Source organism: Pseudomonas sp. LSJ-87 (assembly GCF_032971465.1).
Taxonomy (GTDB): domain Bacteria; phylum Pseudomonadota; class Gammaproteobacteria; order Pseudomonadales; family Pseudomonadaceae; genus Aquipseudomonas; species Aquipseudomonas putida_Z.
Genome location: NZ_JAWJYQ010000048.1, coordinates 43,379 through 57,794 on the forward strand (window position 1 = coordinate 43,379; position 14,416 = coordinate 57,794).

The 14,416-nt window shown below is 64.1% G+C and carries 14 protein-coding genes; 5 read left to right on the top strand and 9 right to left on the bottom strand.

Features of this window, described 5'->3' with window-relative positions:
* Positions 1-144: 144 nt before the first annotated feature.
* From cueR to RYH74_RS23030, 3 genes are read right to left on the bottom strand one after another with little or no spacing between them, the layout of a single operon-like run.
* Complete coding sequence (gene cueR / locus RYH74_RS23020) at positions 145-555, bottom strand: Cu(I)-responsive transcriptional regulator (RefSeq protein WP_085593413.1); 411 nt, start codon at positions 553-555, stop codon at positions 145-147.
* Positions 552-2,951, bottom strand: coding sequence for a heavy metal translocating P-type ATPase (locus tag RYH74_RS23025; RefSeq protein ID WP_075044507.1), 2,400 nt, complete (start codon positions 2,949-2,951; stop codon positions 552-554). Before RYH74_RS23025 ends, cueR begins: the two co-directional genes overlap by 4 nt.
* A 52-nt stretch (positions 2,952-3,003) precedes the next feature.
* Positions 3,004-3,390 (bottom strand): hypothetical protein, encoded by a 387-nt coding sequence (locus RYH74_RS23030; RefSeq protein WP_046616857.1) that lies wholly within the window; start codon positions 3,388-3,390, stop codon positions 3,004-3,006.
* A 145-nt stretch (positions 3,391-3,535) separates the two neighbouring features.
* Between RYH74_RS23030 and RYH74_RS23035 the strand changes: the two genes are divergently transcribed.
* Together RYH74_RS23035 and RYH74_RS23040 are read left to right on the top strand one after the other, a co-directional pair.
* Positions 3,536-3,733, top strand: coding sequence for a heavy-metal-associated domain-containing protein (locus RYH74_RS23035; RefSeq protein ID WP_317410217.1), 198 nt, complete (start codon positions 3,536-3,538; stop codon positions 3,731-3,733).
* 194 nt (positions 3,734-3,927) lie between these two features.
* On the top strand, positions 3,928-5,109 hold the full coding sequence (locus tag RYH74_RS23040; RefSeq protein WP_075044509.1) for a multidrug effflux MFS transporter: 1,182 nt from the start codon (positions 3,928-3,930) through the stop codon (positions 5,107-5,109).
* On the opposite strand, the gene RYH74_RS23045 is transcribed toward RYH74_RS23040, so the two are convergent.
* Entirely contained in the window at positions 5,060-5,257 is a 198-nt protein-coding gene (locus RYH74_RS23045; RefSeq protein WP_317410219.1) for a hypothetical protein, read from the bottom strand. The genes RYH74_RS23040 and RYH74_RS23045 overlap by 50 nt on opposite strands.
* A 487-nt stretch (positions 5,258-5,744) precedes the next feature.
* Here RYH74_RS23045 and RYH74_RS23050 point away from each other — a divergent pair, with 487 nt between their 5' ends.
* A complete protein-coding gene (locus RYH74_RS23050; RefSeq protein ID WP_013970739.1) occupies positions 5,745-6,458 on the top strand; it encodes an ArsR/SmtB family transcription factor in 714 nt (237 codons plus the stop codon).
* Positions 6,459-6,474: 16 nt separating this feature from the next.
* Here the strand turns inward: RYH74_RS23050 and RYH74_RS23055 are convergent, their stop codons facing one another.
* From RYH74_RS23055 to RYH74_RS23075, 5 genes are all read right to left on the bottom strand, one after another.
* On the bottom strand, positions 6,475-7,422 hold the full coding sequence (locus tag RYH74_RS23055) for an adenosine deaminase (protein WP_075044511.1): 948 nt from the start codon (positions 7,420-7,422) through the stop codon (positions 6,475-6,477).
* Between the two features lie 86 nt (positions 7,423-7,508).
* A complete protein-coding gene (locus tag RYH74_RS23060; protein WP_075044512.1) occupies positions 7,509-8,195 on the bottom strand; it encodes an SDR family oxidoreductase in 687 nt (228 codons plus the stop codon).
* A gap of 369 nt (positions 8,196-8,564) precedes the next feature.
* Positions 8,565-9,149, bottom strand: a complete 585-nt coding sequence (locus tag RYH74_RS23065; RefSeq protein ID WP_016484768.1) for an IMPACT family protein — start codon at positions 9,147-9,149, stop codon at positions 8,565-8,567.
* A gap of 9 nt (positions 9,150-9,158) precedes the next feature.
* Entirely contained in the window at positions 9,159-9,821 is a 663-nt protein-coding gene (locus RYH74_RS23070; RefSeq protein ID WP_003257076.1) for a TetR/AcrR family transcriptional regulator, read from the bottom strand.
* Positions 9,822-9,911: 90 nt separating this feature from the next.
* Positions 9,912-10,829: a LysR family transcriptional regulator gene (locus RYH74_RS23075; protein WP_025337589.1), complete on the bottom strand. Its 918-nt coding sequence runs from the start codon at positions 10,827-10,829 to the stop codon at positions 9,912-9,914.
* 118 nt (positions 10,830-10,947) lie between these two features.
* Here RYH74_RS23075 and RYH74_RS23080 point away from each other — a divergent pair, with 118 nt between their 5' ends.
* Both RYH74_RS23080 and RYH74_RS23085 read left to right on the top strand, forming a co-directional pair.
* Complete coding sequence (locus RYH74_RS23080) at positions 10,948-12,294, top strand: aspartate aminotransferase family protein (protein WP_317410222.1); 1,347 nt, start codon at positions 10,948-10,950, stop codon at positions 12,292-12,294.
* Between the two features lie 73 nt (positions 12,295-12,367).
* Positions 12,368-13,861, top strand: coding sequence for a CoA-acylating methylmalonate-semialdehyde dehydrogenase (locus RYH74_RS23085; RefSeq protein WP_023662877.1), 1,494 nt, complete (start codon positions 12,368-12,370; stop codon positions 13,859-13,861).
* Positions 13,862-14,416: the final 555 nt, after the last annotated feature.

Sequence of the window (14,416 nt, forward strand, 5' to 3'; positions counted from 1 at the left end):
CGATACACGAGGCAGGTAACAATTGCATCGGCAGCATCCGGGTTTAATGTAGGAAAACGCCCGTATTTATTGGATAAAGTCGCAGTTGGTGACTATTCGGTCGTGTTTGGACGTATATGGCATACCAAATGGTTGCGGGGTGGCTCAGTGACAGCAGCCGCCCGCAGCGCCATTGGCCAGGTCCTTGAGGATCGGGCAGTCCGGGCGCTCGTCTCCCTGGCAGTGCGAGACCAGTTCGCCGAGGGTGTCGCGCAGGCTCACCAGCTCTTCGATGCGCCGGTTCAGTTCAGCGATGTGCTGCGTCGCCAGCGCTTTCACATCGGCGCTGGCGCGTTGGCGGTCCTGCCACAAGGTCAGCAGCTTGCCGACCTCTTCGAGGGAAAAGCCCAGGTCGCGGGAGCGCTTGATGAAGGCCAGGCTGTGCAAGTCTTCCGCCTGGTACAGGCGGTAGCCGCTGTCGCTGCGCGTGGCGGGCTTGAGCAGGCCGATGGACTCGTAGTAACGGATCATCTTGGTGCTGAGCCCGCTGCGGCGGGCGGCCTGGCCGATGTTCATGGAGCCTCCTGGGTGTTGCTGGTGGGTTTCCACGCCTTGAGCCATAGCGCGTTGCTCACCACGCTGACGCTGGACAGGGCCATGGCGGCGCCGGCCAGTACCGGGTTGAGGTAACCCAGCGCGGCCAGCGGGATGCCGATCAGGTTATAGATGAACGCCCAGAACAGGTTCTGGCGGATCTTCGCATAGGTCTTGCGGCTGATCTCCAGGGCGGCCGGTACCAGGCGTGGGTCGCCGCGCATCAGGGTGATGCCGGCGGCCTGCATGGCCACGTCGGTACCGCCGCCCATGGCAATGCCGATATCGGCGGCGGCCAGCGCCGGCGCATCATTGATGCCATCACCGACCATGGCGACCACGCCATCCTGCTTGAGTGCAGCCACGGTCGCGGCCTTGTCGGCCGGCAGCACTTCGGCATGCACGTCGTCGATGCCCAGGGCATCGGCCACCACTTTGGCGCTGCCGCGGTTGTCGCCGGTCAGCAGGTGGCTGCTGATGTGTTGCGCGTGCAGAGTATCGATCGCCTGCGCGGCGCCGGGCTTGAGGCTGTCACCAAAGGCGAACAGGCCCAGCACCCGCGGCTGCGCGCCGCGTTCGATCAGCCATGACAGGGTGCGCCCCTCGGCTTCCCAGGCTTGGGCCTTGGCGGCCAGGTCGCCGGGTGGCAGGGCGCTTTCATCGAGCAGGCGGCGGTTGCCCAGGGCCAGCTCGCGGCCTTCCACGCGCCCGGCGATACCACGCCCGGTCAGCGACTGGCTGTCAGCAACGCCAGGCACGTCCAGGCCCTGTTCGGCGCAGGCATCCAGTACCGCCTTGGCCAGCGGGTGTTCGCTGCCGCGCTGCAGGGCACCGGCCAGGCGGTGCAGGTCGGCGCTGCTGCCCACCTGCGCCTGGCTGTGGACAACGCGCGGGCTGCCGGAGGTGAGGGTGCCGGTCTTGTCGAACACCACACGGTTGACCGCATGGGCGCGCTCCAGGGCTTCGGCGTCCTTGATCAGGATGCCATGGCGGGCGGCGACCCCGGTGCCGGCCATGATCGCTGCGGGCGTGGCCAGGCCGAGGGCGCAGGGGCAGGCGATGACCAGTACCGCGACGGCATTGATCAGCGCGGTTTCCAGTGGCGCGCCGGCCAGCCACCAACCGACCAGGGTAATCAGCGCCAGTACCAGCACGGCCGGGACGAATACCTGGCTGACCCGGTCGACCAGCTTCTGGATCGGTGCCTTGGCCGCCTGGGCGTCTTCCACCAGGCGGATGATGCGTGCCAGCACGGTTTCGGTACCCAGTGCCTGGGTACGTACCAGCAGCCGGCCTTCGCCGTTGATGGCGCCACCGGTGACGCTGTCCCCTGGCTGCTTGGGCACCGGCAGGCTCTCGCCGCTGATCAAGGCTTCATCGGCATGGCTGCTGCCGTCTTCCACCACGCCATCGACCGGGAAGCGCTCGCCGGGTTTGACCAGTACCAGGTCGCCGAGGCGCAGTTGGGCAATGGCCACGTCTTCTTCCCGGCCATCGACCAGGCGCACGGCCCGTTCCGGGCGCAGGGCCTCGAGGGCACGGATGGCGCTGGCGGTCTGGCGCTTGGCACGGCTCTCCAGGTACTTGCCCAGCAGCACCAGGGCAATCACCACGGCCGAGGCTTCGAAGTACAGGTGAGGGGCCATGCCGGCGGGGGCCTGTGCCCACTGGTACAGGCTCAGGCCGTAGCCGGCGCTGGTGCCCAGGGCCACCAGCAGGTCCATGTTGCCAGTCCCGGCGCGCACGGCTTTCCAGGCGGCCACGTAGAACCGCGCGCCGAGAATGAACTGCACCGGCGTGGCCAGCAGGAACTGCACCCACGCTGGCAACATCCAGTGCACGCCAAACGGCTGCACCAGCATTGGCACCACCAACGGCAGGGCGAGCAGCAACGCTGCGCCGACCGCCAGGCGTTCGTTACGCAGGCGGTGCTGGGCAGCATTTTGGTCGTCCCTGGCGGTTTGTGGCAGGCTGGCGCTGTAGCCGGCCTTTTGCACGGCGTCGATCAGCAGGTTGTCGTCGAGGGCCGCAAGCACTTCGAGGTGCGCGCGTTCGCTGGCCAGGTTGACGCTGACCTGTTCAACCCCCGGCAGCTTGCCGAGGGCGCGCTCTACGCGGCCGACGCAACTGGCGCAGGTCATGCCGCCAATCTGCAGTTCGACGGTGCGGGTGGGCACGCCATAGCCGGCTTCGCGTACGGCGTCGACCAGCGCGGGCAAGCTGTTGGCCGGGGCCTGGACCCGGGCCTGTTCGGTGGCGAGGTTGACGCTGACCTGTTCAGCGCCGGTGACCTTGCGCAGGGCGCGCTCGACCCGGCCGGCACAGCTGGCGCAGGTCATGCCGGAGATCGGCAGGTCGTATGTGGTGGATGCGGGCATGGCTCTCCTCCTTGGACAGGCCTCCAGCATCAACCTTGCCATGCAGGTAAGGTCAATAGCCCAGGCCGGCTCGCTTCAACTCCAACCCATATTGCCCCATGGCGATGCGGTATTTGTTGATCTGGCCCGCCTGCAGGTTCAGACGTGTGCTGCGTTGGTCCTCGACACCCGCGGCGCAGCCGGGCATTTGCCCGGGCAGCAGGCGCAGGCGCACATCCACCGGGCCGGGCGGCAGGTTGAACGAGGTGGACTGCTCCTGGAACACGCGCCCGGAGAGCTGGTCGTTGAGGTAGATACCGATTTCGCAACTGGTGGCCACTTCCAGGCGCTCCCGGGAAATGATCAGCACGCTGTAGTCCGAGTTGCCCTCGGCACTGGCCGGTGGCACTGCAGCCAGCGTGCTCAATAGCCCTACGACGCCCAATGCTGCCCTGAACATGAAGAATCTCCTGCTTGCGTGATCATCAAAGGCGCAGCTTGGCCGACGCGCGCGCGGATTTCCACCCCGGCTGTTGTCGACAGATCTTGACCTTGCCCCGATGGCAAGCTTGAGACTCGTGGAAAACCTGAAGGAGGTAACCCCCATGCAAGTGTTCAATGTACAAGGCATGACCTGCGGCCATTGCGTGAAAGCCGTGACCCGGGCGGTGCAGGAGCAGGATGCCGCGGCCAAGGTGGAGGTCGACCTGGCAGCCAGGCAGGTACGGGTGCAGAGCGACTTGGCTCAGGAGCAGATCCTCACGGCCATTCGCGATGAGGGTTATCAGGCCGACGTAGCCTGAACACTTGCCTGTGGGAGCGGGCGTGCCCGCGAACACCGGCGCAGCCGGTGCCATCCACCGCGCCGCCTGATTCGCGGGCACGCCCGCTCCCACAGGGACCGCGGCAGCCCTTGGATTTGTTGCAAATGTTTTCATGTCGATAGGGCCCACAGCAGGTAGAATCGAGCACTTGCTTAGCCTGCTATGGATTCCAGATGAACCTGCGAATGGTGCTCATCCTGGGCGCACTCAGTGCGTTCGGGCCCTTGGCGATCGACTTCTACCTGCCCGCCTTCCCGGCCATGGCGCAGGCGTTCGCCACCGATGAAAAACACGTCCAGGCCACCTTGGCCGCCTACTTCCTTGGCCTGTCCATCGGGCAACTGGCCTATGGGCCGGTAGCTGACCGCTTTGGCCGACGCAAGCCGCTGATGTTCGGGGTGACCCTGTTCACCCTGGCGTCACTGGCCTGTGCCTATGCCCCCAACCTCGACACCCTGGTGCTGGCGCGTTTCGTCCAGGCGTTGGGCGGTTGCGCCGGGATGGTGCTGTCGCGGGCCATCGTCAGTGACAAGTGCGACCCGGTGGCTTCGGCCAAGGTGTTTTCGCAATTGATGCTGGTCATGGGCCTGGCGCCGATCCTGGCACCGATGCTGGGCGGGGTGCTGGTGAACGTGGCCGGCTGGCAATCGATCTTCCTCGCCCTGAGCCTGTTCAGCGCCGGCTGCCTGCTGGCGGTCAGCCTGGGCCTGCCGGAAAGCCTGCCCGAGCACATACCGCGGCAACCGCTGTCTGGCGCCTTGCGCCAGTACTTGCGCCTGTTCGCTGACCGGGTGTTCGTCGGCCATGCCCTGACCGGTGGTATCGCCATCGCCGGCATGTTTGCCTACATCGCCGGTTCACCCTTCGTGTTCATCAAGCTTTACGGCGTGCCGGCCGAGCATTACGGCTGGTTGTTCGGCACCAATGCCGCCGGCTTTATCCTGGTGGCGCAGGTGAATGCACGCTTGCTGGCCAAGCGCGGGCCGGCGTTCCTGCTGGCGCGTGCGGTGTGGTTGTACCTGGTCGCGGGCCTGGCGTTGCTGGGCGTGGCGGCACTGCGGCCAACACAGCTGTGGCCACTTCTGGTACCGCTGTTCGTCTGCATCTCCAGCCTCGGCTGCATCATCCCCAACGCCTCTGCCTGTGCCATGAGCGGGCAGGGCGCGCGGGCCGGCAGTGCCTCGGCGCTGATGGGCTGCCTGCAGTTCAGCGTCGCCGCCGGCGCAGCGGCGCTGGTCGGGCTGCTGCATGATGGCAGTGCGGTGCCGATGGCGCTGGTGATCAGCCTGTGCGGGGCGCTGGTGGTCAGTGTCGCGCTGCTGACCCGACGCTTGCCGGCCAAGGCTCCCGCATAAGCGGGTGAGGTGCCTGCAGGCGGGTTTCCAACGTGGCGACGAAGGCACGCGCCTCGGCCTCGCTGCGGAAACTGACCACGTGTTGATCGAGCTGGACCTGCCAGGAGCAGGCGGGGTTTCGGCTCGACGCACTGACGACAATTTTCATCGCGGCATACCTCCAAAGGGGGAGAGCGGATGAAATGTAGCGCTGCACATTCTGCCTGCCATGACCTGAATCAGTGTCCTGACTGACGGTCGGCAAGAACGTTTTCTACATGTTTTTTCCTGCGTGGGGTGCAATGCCCGCAAGCACGTGGAACCTTCGCTTTGGCTTGCGCTACTTGTGGAAATTGGTTGTCGGCCGCGTCCGAAGTTGCATCCGGTGTTTTTTCCGCCCGTCGTTCTCGTGCTCCTGCCATGGGGGCCGGGCTGCTTGCCCGCGCGGTCCGGGCAGCTTTCACGCACTGTTTCACTGCTTGCCATGGGTAGGCATACCCAGTGGTTTTTGGCCGGTGGTGCCACTGCCCAACGCTGCCTGAATGGCGTTTTTTGCGGCTTATACTGGCGAACCAGGCCAGTGCCAGCGAGAGGCGCTTCCCTGCCAGGGGTGGCCATCGCATCCACACAGTGAACTTGCAGGGAGTTACAGGGACATGAACGCAGCCAGCAGTATCAGCCAGATTGCCAGCCTGATGGCCGACCCCAAGCGCAGTGCCATGTTGTGGGCATTGATCGATGGCACGCCGCGGCTGGCCAACGAGCTCGCGGTAATGACAGGCCTGACCTCGTCATCGGCCTGCGCTCACCTTTCGTTGTTGTCATCGGCCGGTTTGCTCCGGCATGAAGCACGGGGCCGCAAGCGCTACTTCCGGCTGGCCACCCCGCAAGTCGGGGCAGCGGTGGAGGCGCTGGCCAGTGTCCAGTTGGAGAGCGCCAGGGGGGAGCGGGCCAAGGCGCCGGTATCACCGCTGCCCATGTCGATACGCAGGGCGCGTCGCTGTGGCGATCACCTGGGCGGGGAACTGGCCGGCGAGCTGTATCACCGTCTGGTGGTGGCCGGCTGGTTGGAGGGGAGTGGTCGACAGCTGATGGTCAGCGAGGAGGGGCGGACGCAGTTGGCTTTGGTCGGGGTCTACATCGATGCCTTGGCGCCGCATCAGCAACGTGGCTGTGTGATCTGCCGCTGCACCGAGTGGAACGACCAAGGGCCGCATCTGGGTGGCGTACTGGGGCAGGCCTTGTTCCGGCTGTTCCTGCAATCTGGCTGGATGCGCGAGGCCGAGGACTCGCGGGCATTGCATATTTCTGCGTTGGGTATCCAGCAGATCAATCGCATTGCCCGCGTGCCGACGTTGCAGGTCGGTTGAGTCGTGGTCAGGTCACTCAGGCCAGCCGGGCATCCAGGCTGTTCTGGGCCAGGCGACGGGCCTGGTCTTCGGTCATGCCCAGGTGGGTGTGCAGGGCGTGGAAGTTTTCGGTGACATAGCCGCCGAAGTAGGCCGGGTCGTCTGAGTTGACCGTGACCTTCACGCCGCGCTCGAGCATGTCGAGGATGTTGTGCTGGCTCATGTGGTCGAACACGCACAGCTTGGTGTTCGACAGCGGGCACACCGTGAGCGGGATCTGCTCGTCGATGATGCGCTGCATCAGGCGCTCGTCCTCGATGGCGCGCACGCCGTGGTCGATACGCTTGACCTTCAGCAGGTCCAGGGCTTCCCAGATGTACTCGGGCGGGCCTTCCTCGCCGGCATGGGCAACGGCGACCAGGCCTTCACTGCGGGCGCGGTCGAACACACGCTGGAACTTGCTCGGTGGGTGGCCCATTTCCGAACTGTCCAGGCCAACAGCGATGAACGCATCGCGGAACGGCAGGGCCTGGTCGAGGGTTTTCTGTGCCTCATCTTCGCTGAGGTGGCGCAGGAAACTGAGGATCAGGCCGCTGCTGATGCCCAGTTGCTGGCGACCGTCCTTGAGCGCCTGGTTGATGCCGTTGAGCACCACTTCGAAGGGGATGCCGCGGTCGGTGTGGGTCTGTGGGTCGAAGAACGGTTCGGTGTGGATCACGTTCTGCGCCTTGCAGCGTTGCAGGTAGGCCCAGGTCAGGTCGTAGAAGTCCTGCTCGGTACGCAGCACGTCGGCGCCCTGGTAATACAGGTCCAGGAACTCCTGCAGGTTGTTGAAGGCATAGGCACCGCGCAAGGTCTCCACATCGGCCCAGGGCAGGGCGATCTTGTTGCGCTCGGCCAGGGCGAACAGCAGCTCGGGCTCCAGCGAGCCTTCCAGGTGCAGGTGCAGTTCGGCCTTGGGCAGGGCGTTCAACCAGTCATACATGGTGGGTCATCTCGATCAGGTACGGTTGCCGCCATTCTACAGAGCCTGGCCGGGCATTGCGCACGGCCAGGCTGCGACCTGGTGAATCACCAGACCAAGGGTTCGCCCTTGTAGTTGATGAAGCGCAGGCCGCCGTTGCCGCTTTGCGCCTTGATCTGATCAAGCATGCCGCGGGTGCTGGTCAGCACGTCGATCTCGGCGTTTTCACCGCCCATGTCGGTTTTCACCCAGCCCGGGTGCATGGCCAGCACGCACAGGTCGGGGCGTTGTTGCTCGACGACGAAGCTGTTGATCATCGAGTTCAGGGCCGCCTTGCTGGCCTTGTACAGGCAGATTTCGCCGCCATCGGGGATGGTCACGCTGCCCAGGATCGAGCTCATGAAGGCCAGCACGCCGCTACCTTCGCGTACCTGGCCGACCAGGCGGCGGGCCACGCGGATTGGCGCCACGGCGTTGGTCATGAACAGGTCGCCGATGTCCTTGTTCTGTACCGCCTCCAGGTCCTGCGGCAGGGGGCCCATGACCCCGGCGTTGACGAAAATCAAGTCGAACACTTGGCCTTGCAAGCGTTGCTTCAGGGCATCGAGCTGGGCCGTGTCGTTCATTTCCAGCTGTTCGATGTGCACGCCGGGCACATTCGCCAGGGCGCCGGGCTGCTGCGGGTTGCGCACAGTGGCGGTGATGTTCCAGCCGTCTTCGTGCAGGCGTTGCACCAGGCCCAGGCCCAGCCCGCGCGAGGCCCCGATGATAAGTGCGGTTTTTGCGTTAGCCATGTCGATGCGCTCCGTGATCGGTTCGAAGAAGGGTATTGAGGATAATGCACTGTGGTGCCGGGCGCCTTGTCGTAGGTTGTACGAAAAATCACCAGTTGCCTCAGGCCCTTGTGCGGCGTGGCCTTCGGCTTGTTGGCGCACGGGTTATCCACAAGCTGGTCCACAGTTATTGTGTGCAAGCGCAGGTGGCTGTGCAGGGCTACGCAGGCTGTGAGCCTGGGGATAACGTCAGGAGCATCAACGGTTTGCGGCTGTCATCAAATGGTGATCAAAATATGATCAAGGCTCTGCAGCCCTTGAGTAATGCCGCCTGCAAGCGAGTGCCCCAAGCTTATCCACAGGCCGGCCCACAGTTGTTGTGGGCAATGTTCAGCGTGCTTCGAGCAGAATGCGCCCGCGGCTCAAGTCGGCCAACTGCTGCTGCAGTGGCGCCAGGTGGGCGTCACCCAGTGCAATCAACAGGTCCACGCCATTGGCGGTGAACTGCTCATCCAGGACCAGGCCGTCAACCTCCGCCAGGCGCAGCTTCACCAGCGCCAGTTCGCTGAAACTGCAACTGCAGGTGAATTCGCTGCGCTGCACCAGCAGCCGCTTGGGTGCCTGTTGCAGGCACTTGTTGGCACCGCCGCCATAGGCCCTGGCCAGGCCGCCGGTGCCCAGCTGGATACCGCCGTACCAGCGGATCACCAGCACTACCACCTGGTCGCAGTCCTGCGCTTCGATGGCCGCGAGGATTGGCCGCCCCGCGGTACCGCCAGGTTCGCCGTCATCGCTGCTGCGGTACTGGGCGCCAAGCTTCCAGGCCCAGCAGTTGTGGGTGGCGGCCAGGTCGCTGTGGCGTTCGATGAAACTCATCGCGTCGGCGGCACTGCTGATCGGCCCGGCGAGGGTGATGAAGCGGCTTTTGCGGATTTCCTCGCGGTATTCGCAGAGGTCGAGCAGGGTAGAAGGCATAAATGACGATCAGGCAGCCGGCTTGATGCCGCAGCCCTTCAGAATGATGTGGATAAGATTGTTGCTCGCGTCTTCCATGTCCTGCTTGGTCAGGCGGCTGCGGCCGGTTACCTGGCAGATCTGGGTGGCAAAGTCGGCGTAGTGCTGGGTGCTGCCCCACAGCAGGAAGATCAGGTGCACCGGGTCGACCGGGTCCATCTTGCCGGCTTCGATCCAGGCCTGGAACACCGCGGCGCGGCCGCGGAACCATTCGCGGTAGTCGGCACTGAAGTACTCGCTCAGGCAGGTGCCGCCGCTGATCACCTCCATGGCGAAGATCCGCGAGGCTTGCGGGTTGCGCCGGGAGAACTCCATCTTGGTGCGGATGTATTGGCTCAGCGCTTCGCCCGGGTCGTCGTCGACGCTCAAGGCGTTGAAGGTGCTGTCCCACAACTCGATGATGTTGCTGAGCACGGCAATGTACAGGCCCAGCTTGTTGGTGAAGTAGTAATGCAGGTTGGCCTTGGGCAACCCCGCCTTGAGGGCGATGGTGTTCATGCTGGTGCCCTTGAAACCATGGCGGGCAAACTCGTCTTCGGCGGCCTGGATAATGGCCTGTTCGTTCTTCTGGCGGATGCGGCCCGCGGGCTTGCCCGAGGCGGAGAGGCGATGCGCAGGGACTTCTAGGGTCATGGACGATTCCGTACGGGTCAGTGGCTGCGGCTGTCGGACAAGATTACCTGCCTGTGCCGAAGTGACAAGCGTTTGCGGCACAGACTGGCATCAGCGTGTCGCAGCCAGGCTTTCGAGGAAGCTTTCCAGCACCAGGTTTGGCCGCCGGCCCTTGCGCGTTACCCAGCTCAGGCTCAGGTCATAGAAGCGTTGCCGGGGCTTGAGGGCACGCAAGCGACCTTGCTGCACCCAGAACGTGGCGTAGTGGTCTGGCAGGTAGCCGATGTAGCGACCGGTAAGGATGAGAAACGCCATGCCTTCGCGGTCCGAAGCACTGGCCGTGCAGTTCAGCGCCTGGTAATGCGCCTGGATTTCGGCCGGCAGGCGAAAGGTGGGGGTGATGGCTTCCTGGCTGTTGAGGCGGTCGTCGTCGATCTGCTGGTCATCGGCGTAGAACAGCGGGTGGCCGACCGCGCAGTACAGCAGCGAGCGCTCGCTGTACAACGGCTGGTACTCGAGGCCCGACAGCGGGCTGGTCTGTGGCACCACGCCGACATGCAGGCTGCCATCGAGCACGCCATGCTCGACCTGGCTGGGCGCGATCATGCGGATCTGGATGCGCACATCGGGGCCGCGGTCCTTGAGCTCGGCCAGGGCATGGGTGATGCGCATGTGTGGCAAGGTCACCAGGTTGTCGGTCAGGCCAATGTTCAGCTCGCCACGCAAATGCTGGTGCAGGCCGTTGACCTCGGTGCGGAAGCTTTCCAGGGCGCTGAGCAGCTGCAGCGCCGAATGGTAGACCTCGCGGCCTTCCTCGGTCAGCGAGAACCCGGCGCGGCCGCGCTGGCACAGGCGCAGGCCCAGGCGTTGCTCGAGGTCGTTCATCTGCTGGCTGATGGCCGAACGGCCAATGCCCAGCACGTTTTCCGCGGCCGAGAAGCCGCCGCATTCGACGACACTGCGGTAGATCTTCAGCAGGCGGATGTCGAAATCGCTGACTTGGGCGAGTGGATCGGGGCGTCGGCTCATTAGTTTAGTCAGGGCATGTCTGAAGATTAGAAATGTTGGCTTTTTCAGACTTTATCGCCGTGCCAATTTAGCTGCAACAACATCCATCGTTGCCTAATCGTCTTCCGAGGAACCGCCGATGAACATGCCCGAAACCGCTACCGCCGGTATCGCCAGCCAGCTCAAGCTGGATGCCCACTGGATGCCCTACACCGCCAACCGCAACTTCCAGCGCGACCCACGCCTGATCGTGGCGGCCGAAGGCAGCTACCTGGTCGACGACCAGGGGCGCAAGATCTTCGATGCCCTGTCCGGCTTGTGGACCTGTGGCGCCGGGCACACCCGCAAGGAAATCACCGAGGCAGTGGCCCGCCAGATCGGCACCCTGGACTACTCCCCGGCCTTCCAGTTCGGCCACCCGCTGTCGTTCCAGCTGGCCGAGAAGATCACCGAGCTGACCCCGGGCGACCTGAACCATGTGTTCTATACCAACTCCGGTTCCGAGTGTGCCGACACCGCGCTGAAGATGGTGCGTGCCTACTGGCGCCTGAAAGGCCAGGCCACCAAGACCAAGATCATCGGCCGTGCCCGTGGCTACCACGGCGTGAACATCGCCGGTACCAGCCTGGGTGGCGTCAACGGCAACCGCAAGCTGTTCGGTCAGCTGCTGGATGTCGACCACCTGCCTCACACCGTGCTGCCGGTGAACGCCTTCTCCAAAGGTATGCCGGAAGAGGGCGGTATCGCCCTGGCTGACGAGATGCTCAAGCTGATCGAGCTGCACGACGCCTCCAACATCGCTGCCGTGATCGTCGAGCCGCTGGCAGGTTCGGCTGGTGTACTGCCGCCGCCGAAGGGTTACCTGAAGCGCCTGCGTGAAATCTGCACCCAGCACAACATCCTGCTGATCTTCGACGAAGTGATCACCGGCTTCGGCCGCATGGGCGCGATGACCGGCTCCGAAGCCTTCGGCGTGACCCCGGACCTGATGTGCATCGCCAAGCAGGTGACCAACGGCGCCATCCCGATGGGCGCGGTGATCGCCAGCAGCGAGATCTACCAGACCTTCATGAACCAGCCGACCCCGGAGTACGCCGTGGAATTCCCGCACGGCTACACCTACTCGGCCCACCCGGTAGCCTGCGCCGCCGGCATCGCCGCGCTGGACCTGCTGCAGAAGGAAAGCCTGGTGCAGGCCGCCGCCGAGCTGGCGCCGCACTTCGAGAAGCTGCTGCATGGCGTGAAGGGCACCAAGAACATCGTCGATATCCGCAACTACGGCCTGGCCGGCGCGATCCAGATCGCTGCCCGCGACGGTGATGCCATCGTGCGTCCGTACGAAGCGGCGATGAAACTGTGGAAGGCAGGCTTCTATGTACGCTTCGGTGGCGACACCCTGCAGTTCGGCCCAACCTTCAACACCACGCCGCAGGAACTGGACCGCCTGTTCGACGCAGTGGGCGAAACCCTGAACCTGATCGACTGATCTTTCCGATTCTGATGCCAGGCGCGTGAACACATCGCGCGCCTGCCTCAACCTTCTTTATCTGGAGTTTTGCATGAGCATTGTTCAGCACCTGATCCACGGCGAACTGGTTACCAAGGGTGAGCGCACCGCCGATGTCTTCAACCCGTCTACCGGCCAGGCCGTGCGCAAGGTCGAGCTGGCCAGCCGCGCGACCGTGCAGGAAGCGATCGACTCGGCCAAGGCTGCCTTCCCGGCCTGGCGCAACACCCCACCGGCCAAGCGCGCCCAGGTGATGTTCCGCTTCAAGCAACTGCTGGAGCAGAACGAAGCGCGTATCTCGCAGATGATCAGCGAAGAGCACGGCAAGACCCTGGAAGATGCTGCCGGTGAACTGAAGCGTGGTATCGAGAACGTCGAGTTCGCCTGCGCCGCGCCGGAAGTGCTGAAAGGCGAGTACAGCCGCAACGTCGGCCCGAACATCGATGCCTGGTCCGACTTCCAGCCACTGGGCGTGGTTGCCGGTATCACCCCGTTCAACTTCCCGGCCATGGTGCCGCTGTGGATGTACCCACTGGCCATCGCCTGCGGCAACGCCTTCATCCTCAAGCCTTCCGAGCGCGACCCGAGCTCGACCCTGTTCATCGCCCAGCTGCTGCTGGAAGCCGGCCTGCCGAAGGGCATCCTCAACGTGGTGCACGGCGACAAGGAAGCGGTGGATGCGCTGATCGAAGCGCCGGAAGTGAAGGCCCTGAGCTTCGTCGGTTCGACTCCGATCGCCGAGTACATCTACGCCGAAGGCACCAAGCGCGGCAAGCGTGTGCAGGCCCTGGGTGGTGCGAAGAACCACGCGGTGCTGATGCCGGATGCCGACCTGGACAATGCCGTGAGCGCACTGATGGGTGCTGCCTATGGTTCGTGCGGCGAGCGTTGCATGGCCATTTCGGTGGCGGTGTGCGTGGGTGACCAGGTGGCGGACGCCCTGATTGCCAAGCTGGAACCGCAGATCAAGGCCCTGAAGATTGGTGCCGGCACCTCGTGCGGCCTGGACATGGGCCCGCTGGTGACGGCTGCTGCCCGTGACAAGGTGGTGGGCTATATCGATGACGGTGTTGCTGCTGGCGCCAAGCTGGTGGTGGATGGCCGTGGTTTCCGTGTGGCCGGTAATGAGGATGGCTATTTCGTCGGTGGCACCCTGTTCGACAAGGTGACCCCGGAGATGCGCATCTATAAGGAAGAGATCTTCGGCCCGGTGCTGTGCGTAGTGCGTGTGAACAGCCTGGAGCAGGCCATGCAACTGATCAACGATCACGAGTATGGCAACGGCACCTGCATCTTCACCCGTGACGGTGAAGCGGCGCGCCTGTTCTGCGACGAGATCGAAGTGGGCATGGTCGGTGTGAACGTACCGCTGCCGGTGCCGGTGGCCTACCACAGCTTCGGTGGCTGGAAGCGCTCGCTGTTCGGTGACCTGCATGCCTATGGCCCGGACGGCGTGCGCTTCTATACCCGTCGCAAGGCGATCACCCAGCGCTGGCCGCAGCGTGCCAGCCATGAGGCTTCGCAGTTTGCCTTCCCTAGTTTGTAAGGGATGAGCAGAAGCGGGGAGGCCGACAGGCCTCCCCGCTTTGTTTTTGGGGTTTGGTGTTTTGGCTTTTGGTTGTTGTGTGCGTCAGGGCGGCTATGGGCCTGTCTTGAGATGGTATTGGCTTTGGAAGGTGCCTGCCTTTGCTCTTCTGGCGCTCGTGAGATCGAGCGCCGCCCGCGCGGCGCATCGCCGGCAAGCCGGCTCCCACATCTGTTTCGGGCCAGTTTGTCCTGTGAGTTCACCGCTGCCCGCCTTGTTTGTTCCCTTCGATATCGAAGGTAGCGCCGCTGCTCTTCATCAATCTTCAGCCATACACCCAGGGTGCGAGTGCGGAGAAGGCAGGAGTAATTGGCCCGAAACAGATGTAGGAGCCGGCTTGCCGGCGATGCGCCGCGCGGGCGGCGCTCGATCTCATAGGCGCTGAAGGTGTTGTGGCGAACATCTGGTGGCCTTGATAGGGTCTTCGCCTGGAATATTTCAAATAAATGAAATTAACCCTTGACCGCCTTCTGAATCCCCTTATAATGCGCCCCACTTCCAGCGACGCCGGAACGA

Excerpts from the sequence above, each read along its gene's own strand:
- cueR (WP_085593413.1), bottom strand. The coding sequence starts at position 555 with ATGAACATCGGCCAGGCCGCCCGCCGCAGCGGGCTCAGCACCAAGATG.
- RYH74_RS23025 (WP_075044507.1), bottom strand. The coding sequence starts at position 2,951 with ATGCCCGCATCCACCACATACGACCTGCCGATCTCCGGCATGACCTGC.
- RYH74_RS23040 (WP_075044509.1), top strand. The coding sequence starts at position 3,928 with ATGAACCTGCGAATGGTGCTCATCCTGGGCGCACTCAGTGCGTTCGGG.
- RYH74_RS23075 (WP_025337589.1), bottom strand. The coding sequence starts at position 10,829 with ATGAGCCGACGCCCCGATCCACTCGCCCAAGTCAGCGATTTCGACATC.
- RYH74_RS23065 (WP_016484768.1), bottom strand. The coding sequence starts at position 9,149 with ATGCCTTCTACCCTGCTCGACCTCTGCGAATACCGCGAGGAAATCCGC.
- RYH74_RS23055 (WP_075044511.1), bottom strand. The coding sequence starts at position 7,422 with ATGTATGACTGGTTGAACGCCCTGCCCAAGGCCGAACTGCACCTGCAC.
- RYH74_RS23045 (WP_317410219.1), bottom strand. The coding sequence starts at position 5,257 with ATGAAAATTGTCGTCAGTGCGTCGAGCCGAAACCCCGCCTGCTCCTGG.
- RYH74_RS23080 (WP_317410222.1), top strand. The coding sequence starts at position 10,948 with ATGAACATGCCCGAAACCGCTACCGCCGGTATCGCCAGCCAGCTCAAG.
- RYH74_RS23030 (WP_046616857.1), bottom strand. The coding sequence starts at position 3,390 with ATGTTCAGGGCAGCATTGGGCGTCGTAGGGCTATTGAGCACGCTGGCT.
- RYH74_RS23085 (WP_023662877.1), top strand. The coding sequence starts at position 12,368 with ATGAGCATTGTTCAGCACCTGATCCACGGCGAACTGGTTACCAAGGGT.
- RYH74_RS23050 (WP_013970739.1), top strand. The coding sequence starts at position 5,745 with ATGAACGCAGCCAGCAGTATCAGCCAGATTGCCAGCCTGATGGCCGAC.
- RYH74_RS23035 (WP_317410217.1), top strand. The coding sequence starts at position 3,536 with ATGCAAGTGTTCAATGTACAAGGCATGACCTGCGGCCATTGCGTGAAA.
- RYH74_RS23070 (WP_003257076.1), bottom strand. The coding sequence starts at position 9,821 with ATGACCCTAGAAGTCCCTGCGCATCGCCTCTCCGCCTCGGGCAAGCCC.
- RYH74_RS23060 (WP_075044512.1), bottom strand. The coding sequence starts at position 8,195 with ATGGCTAACGCAAAAACCGCACTTATCATCGGGGCCTCGCGCGGGCTG.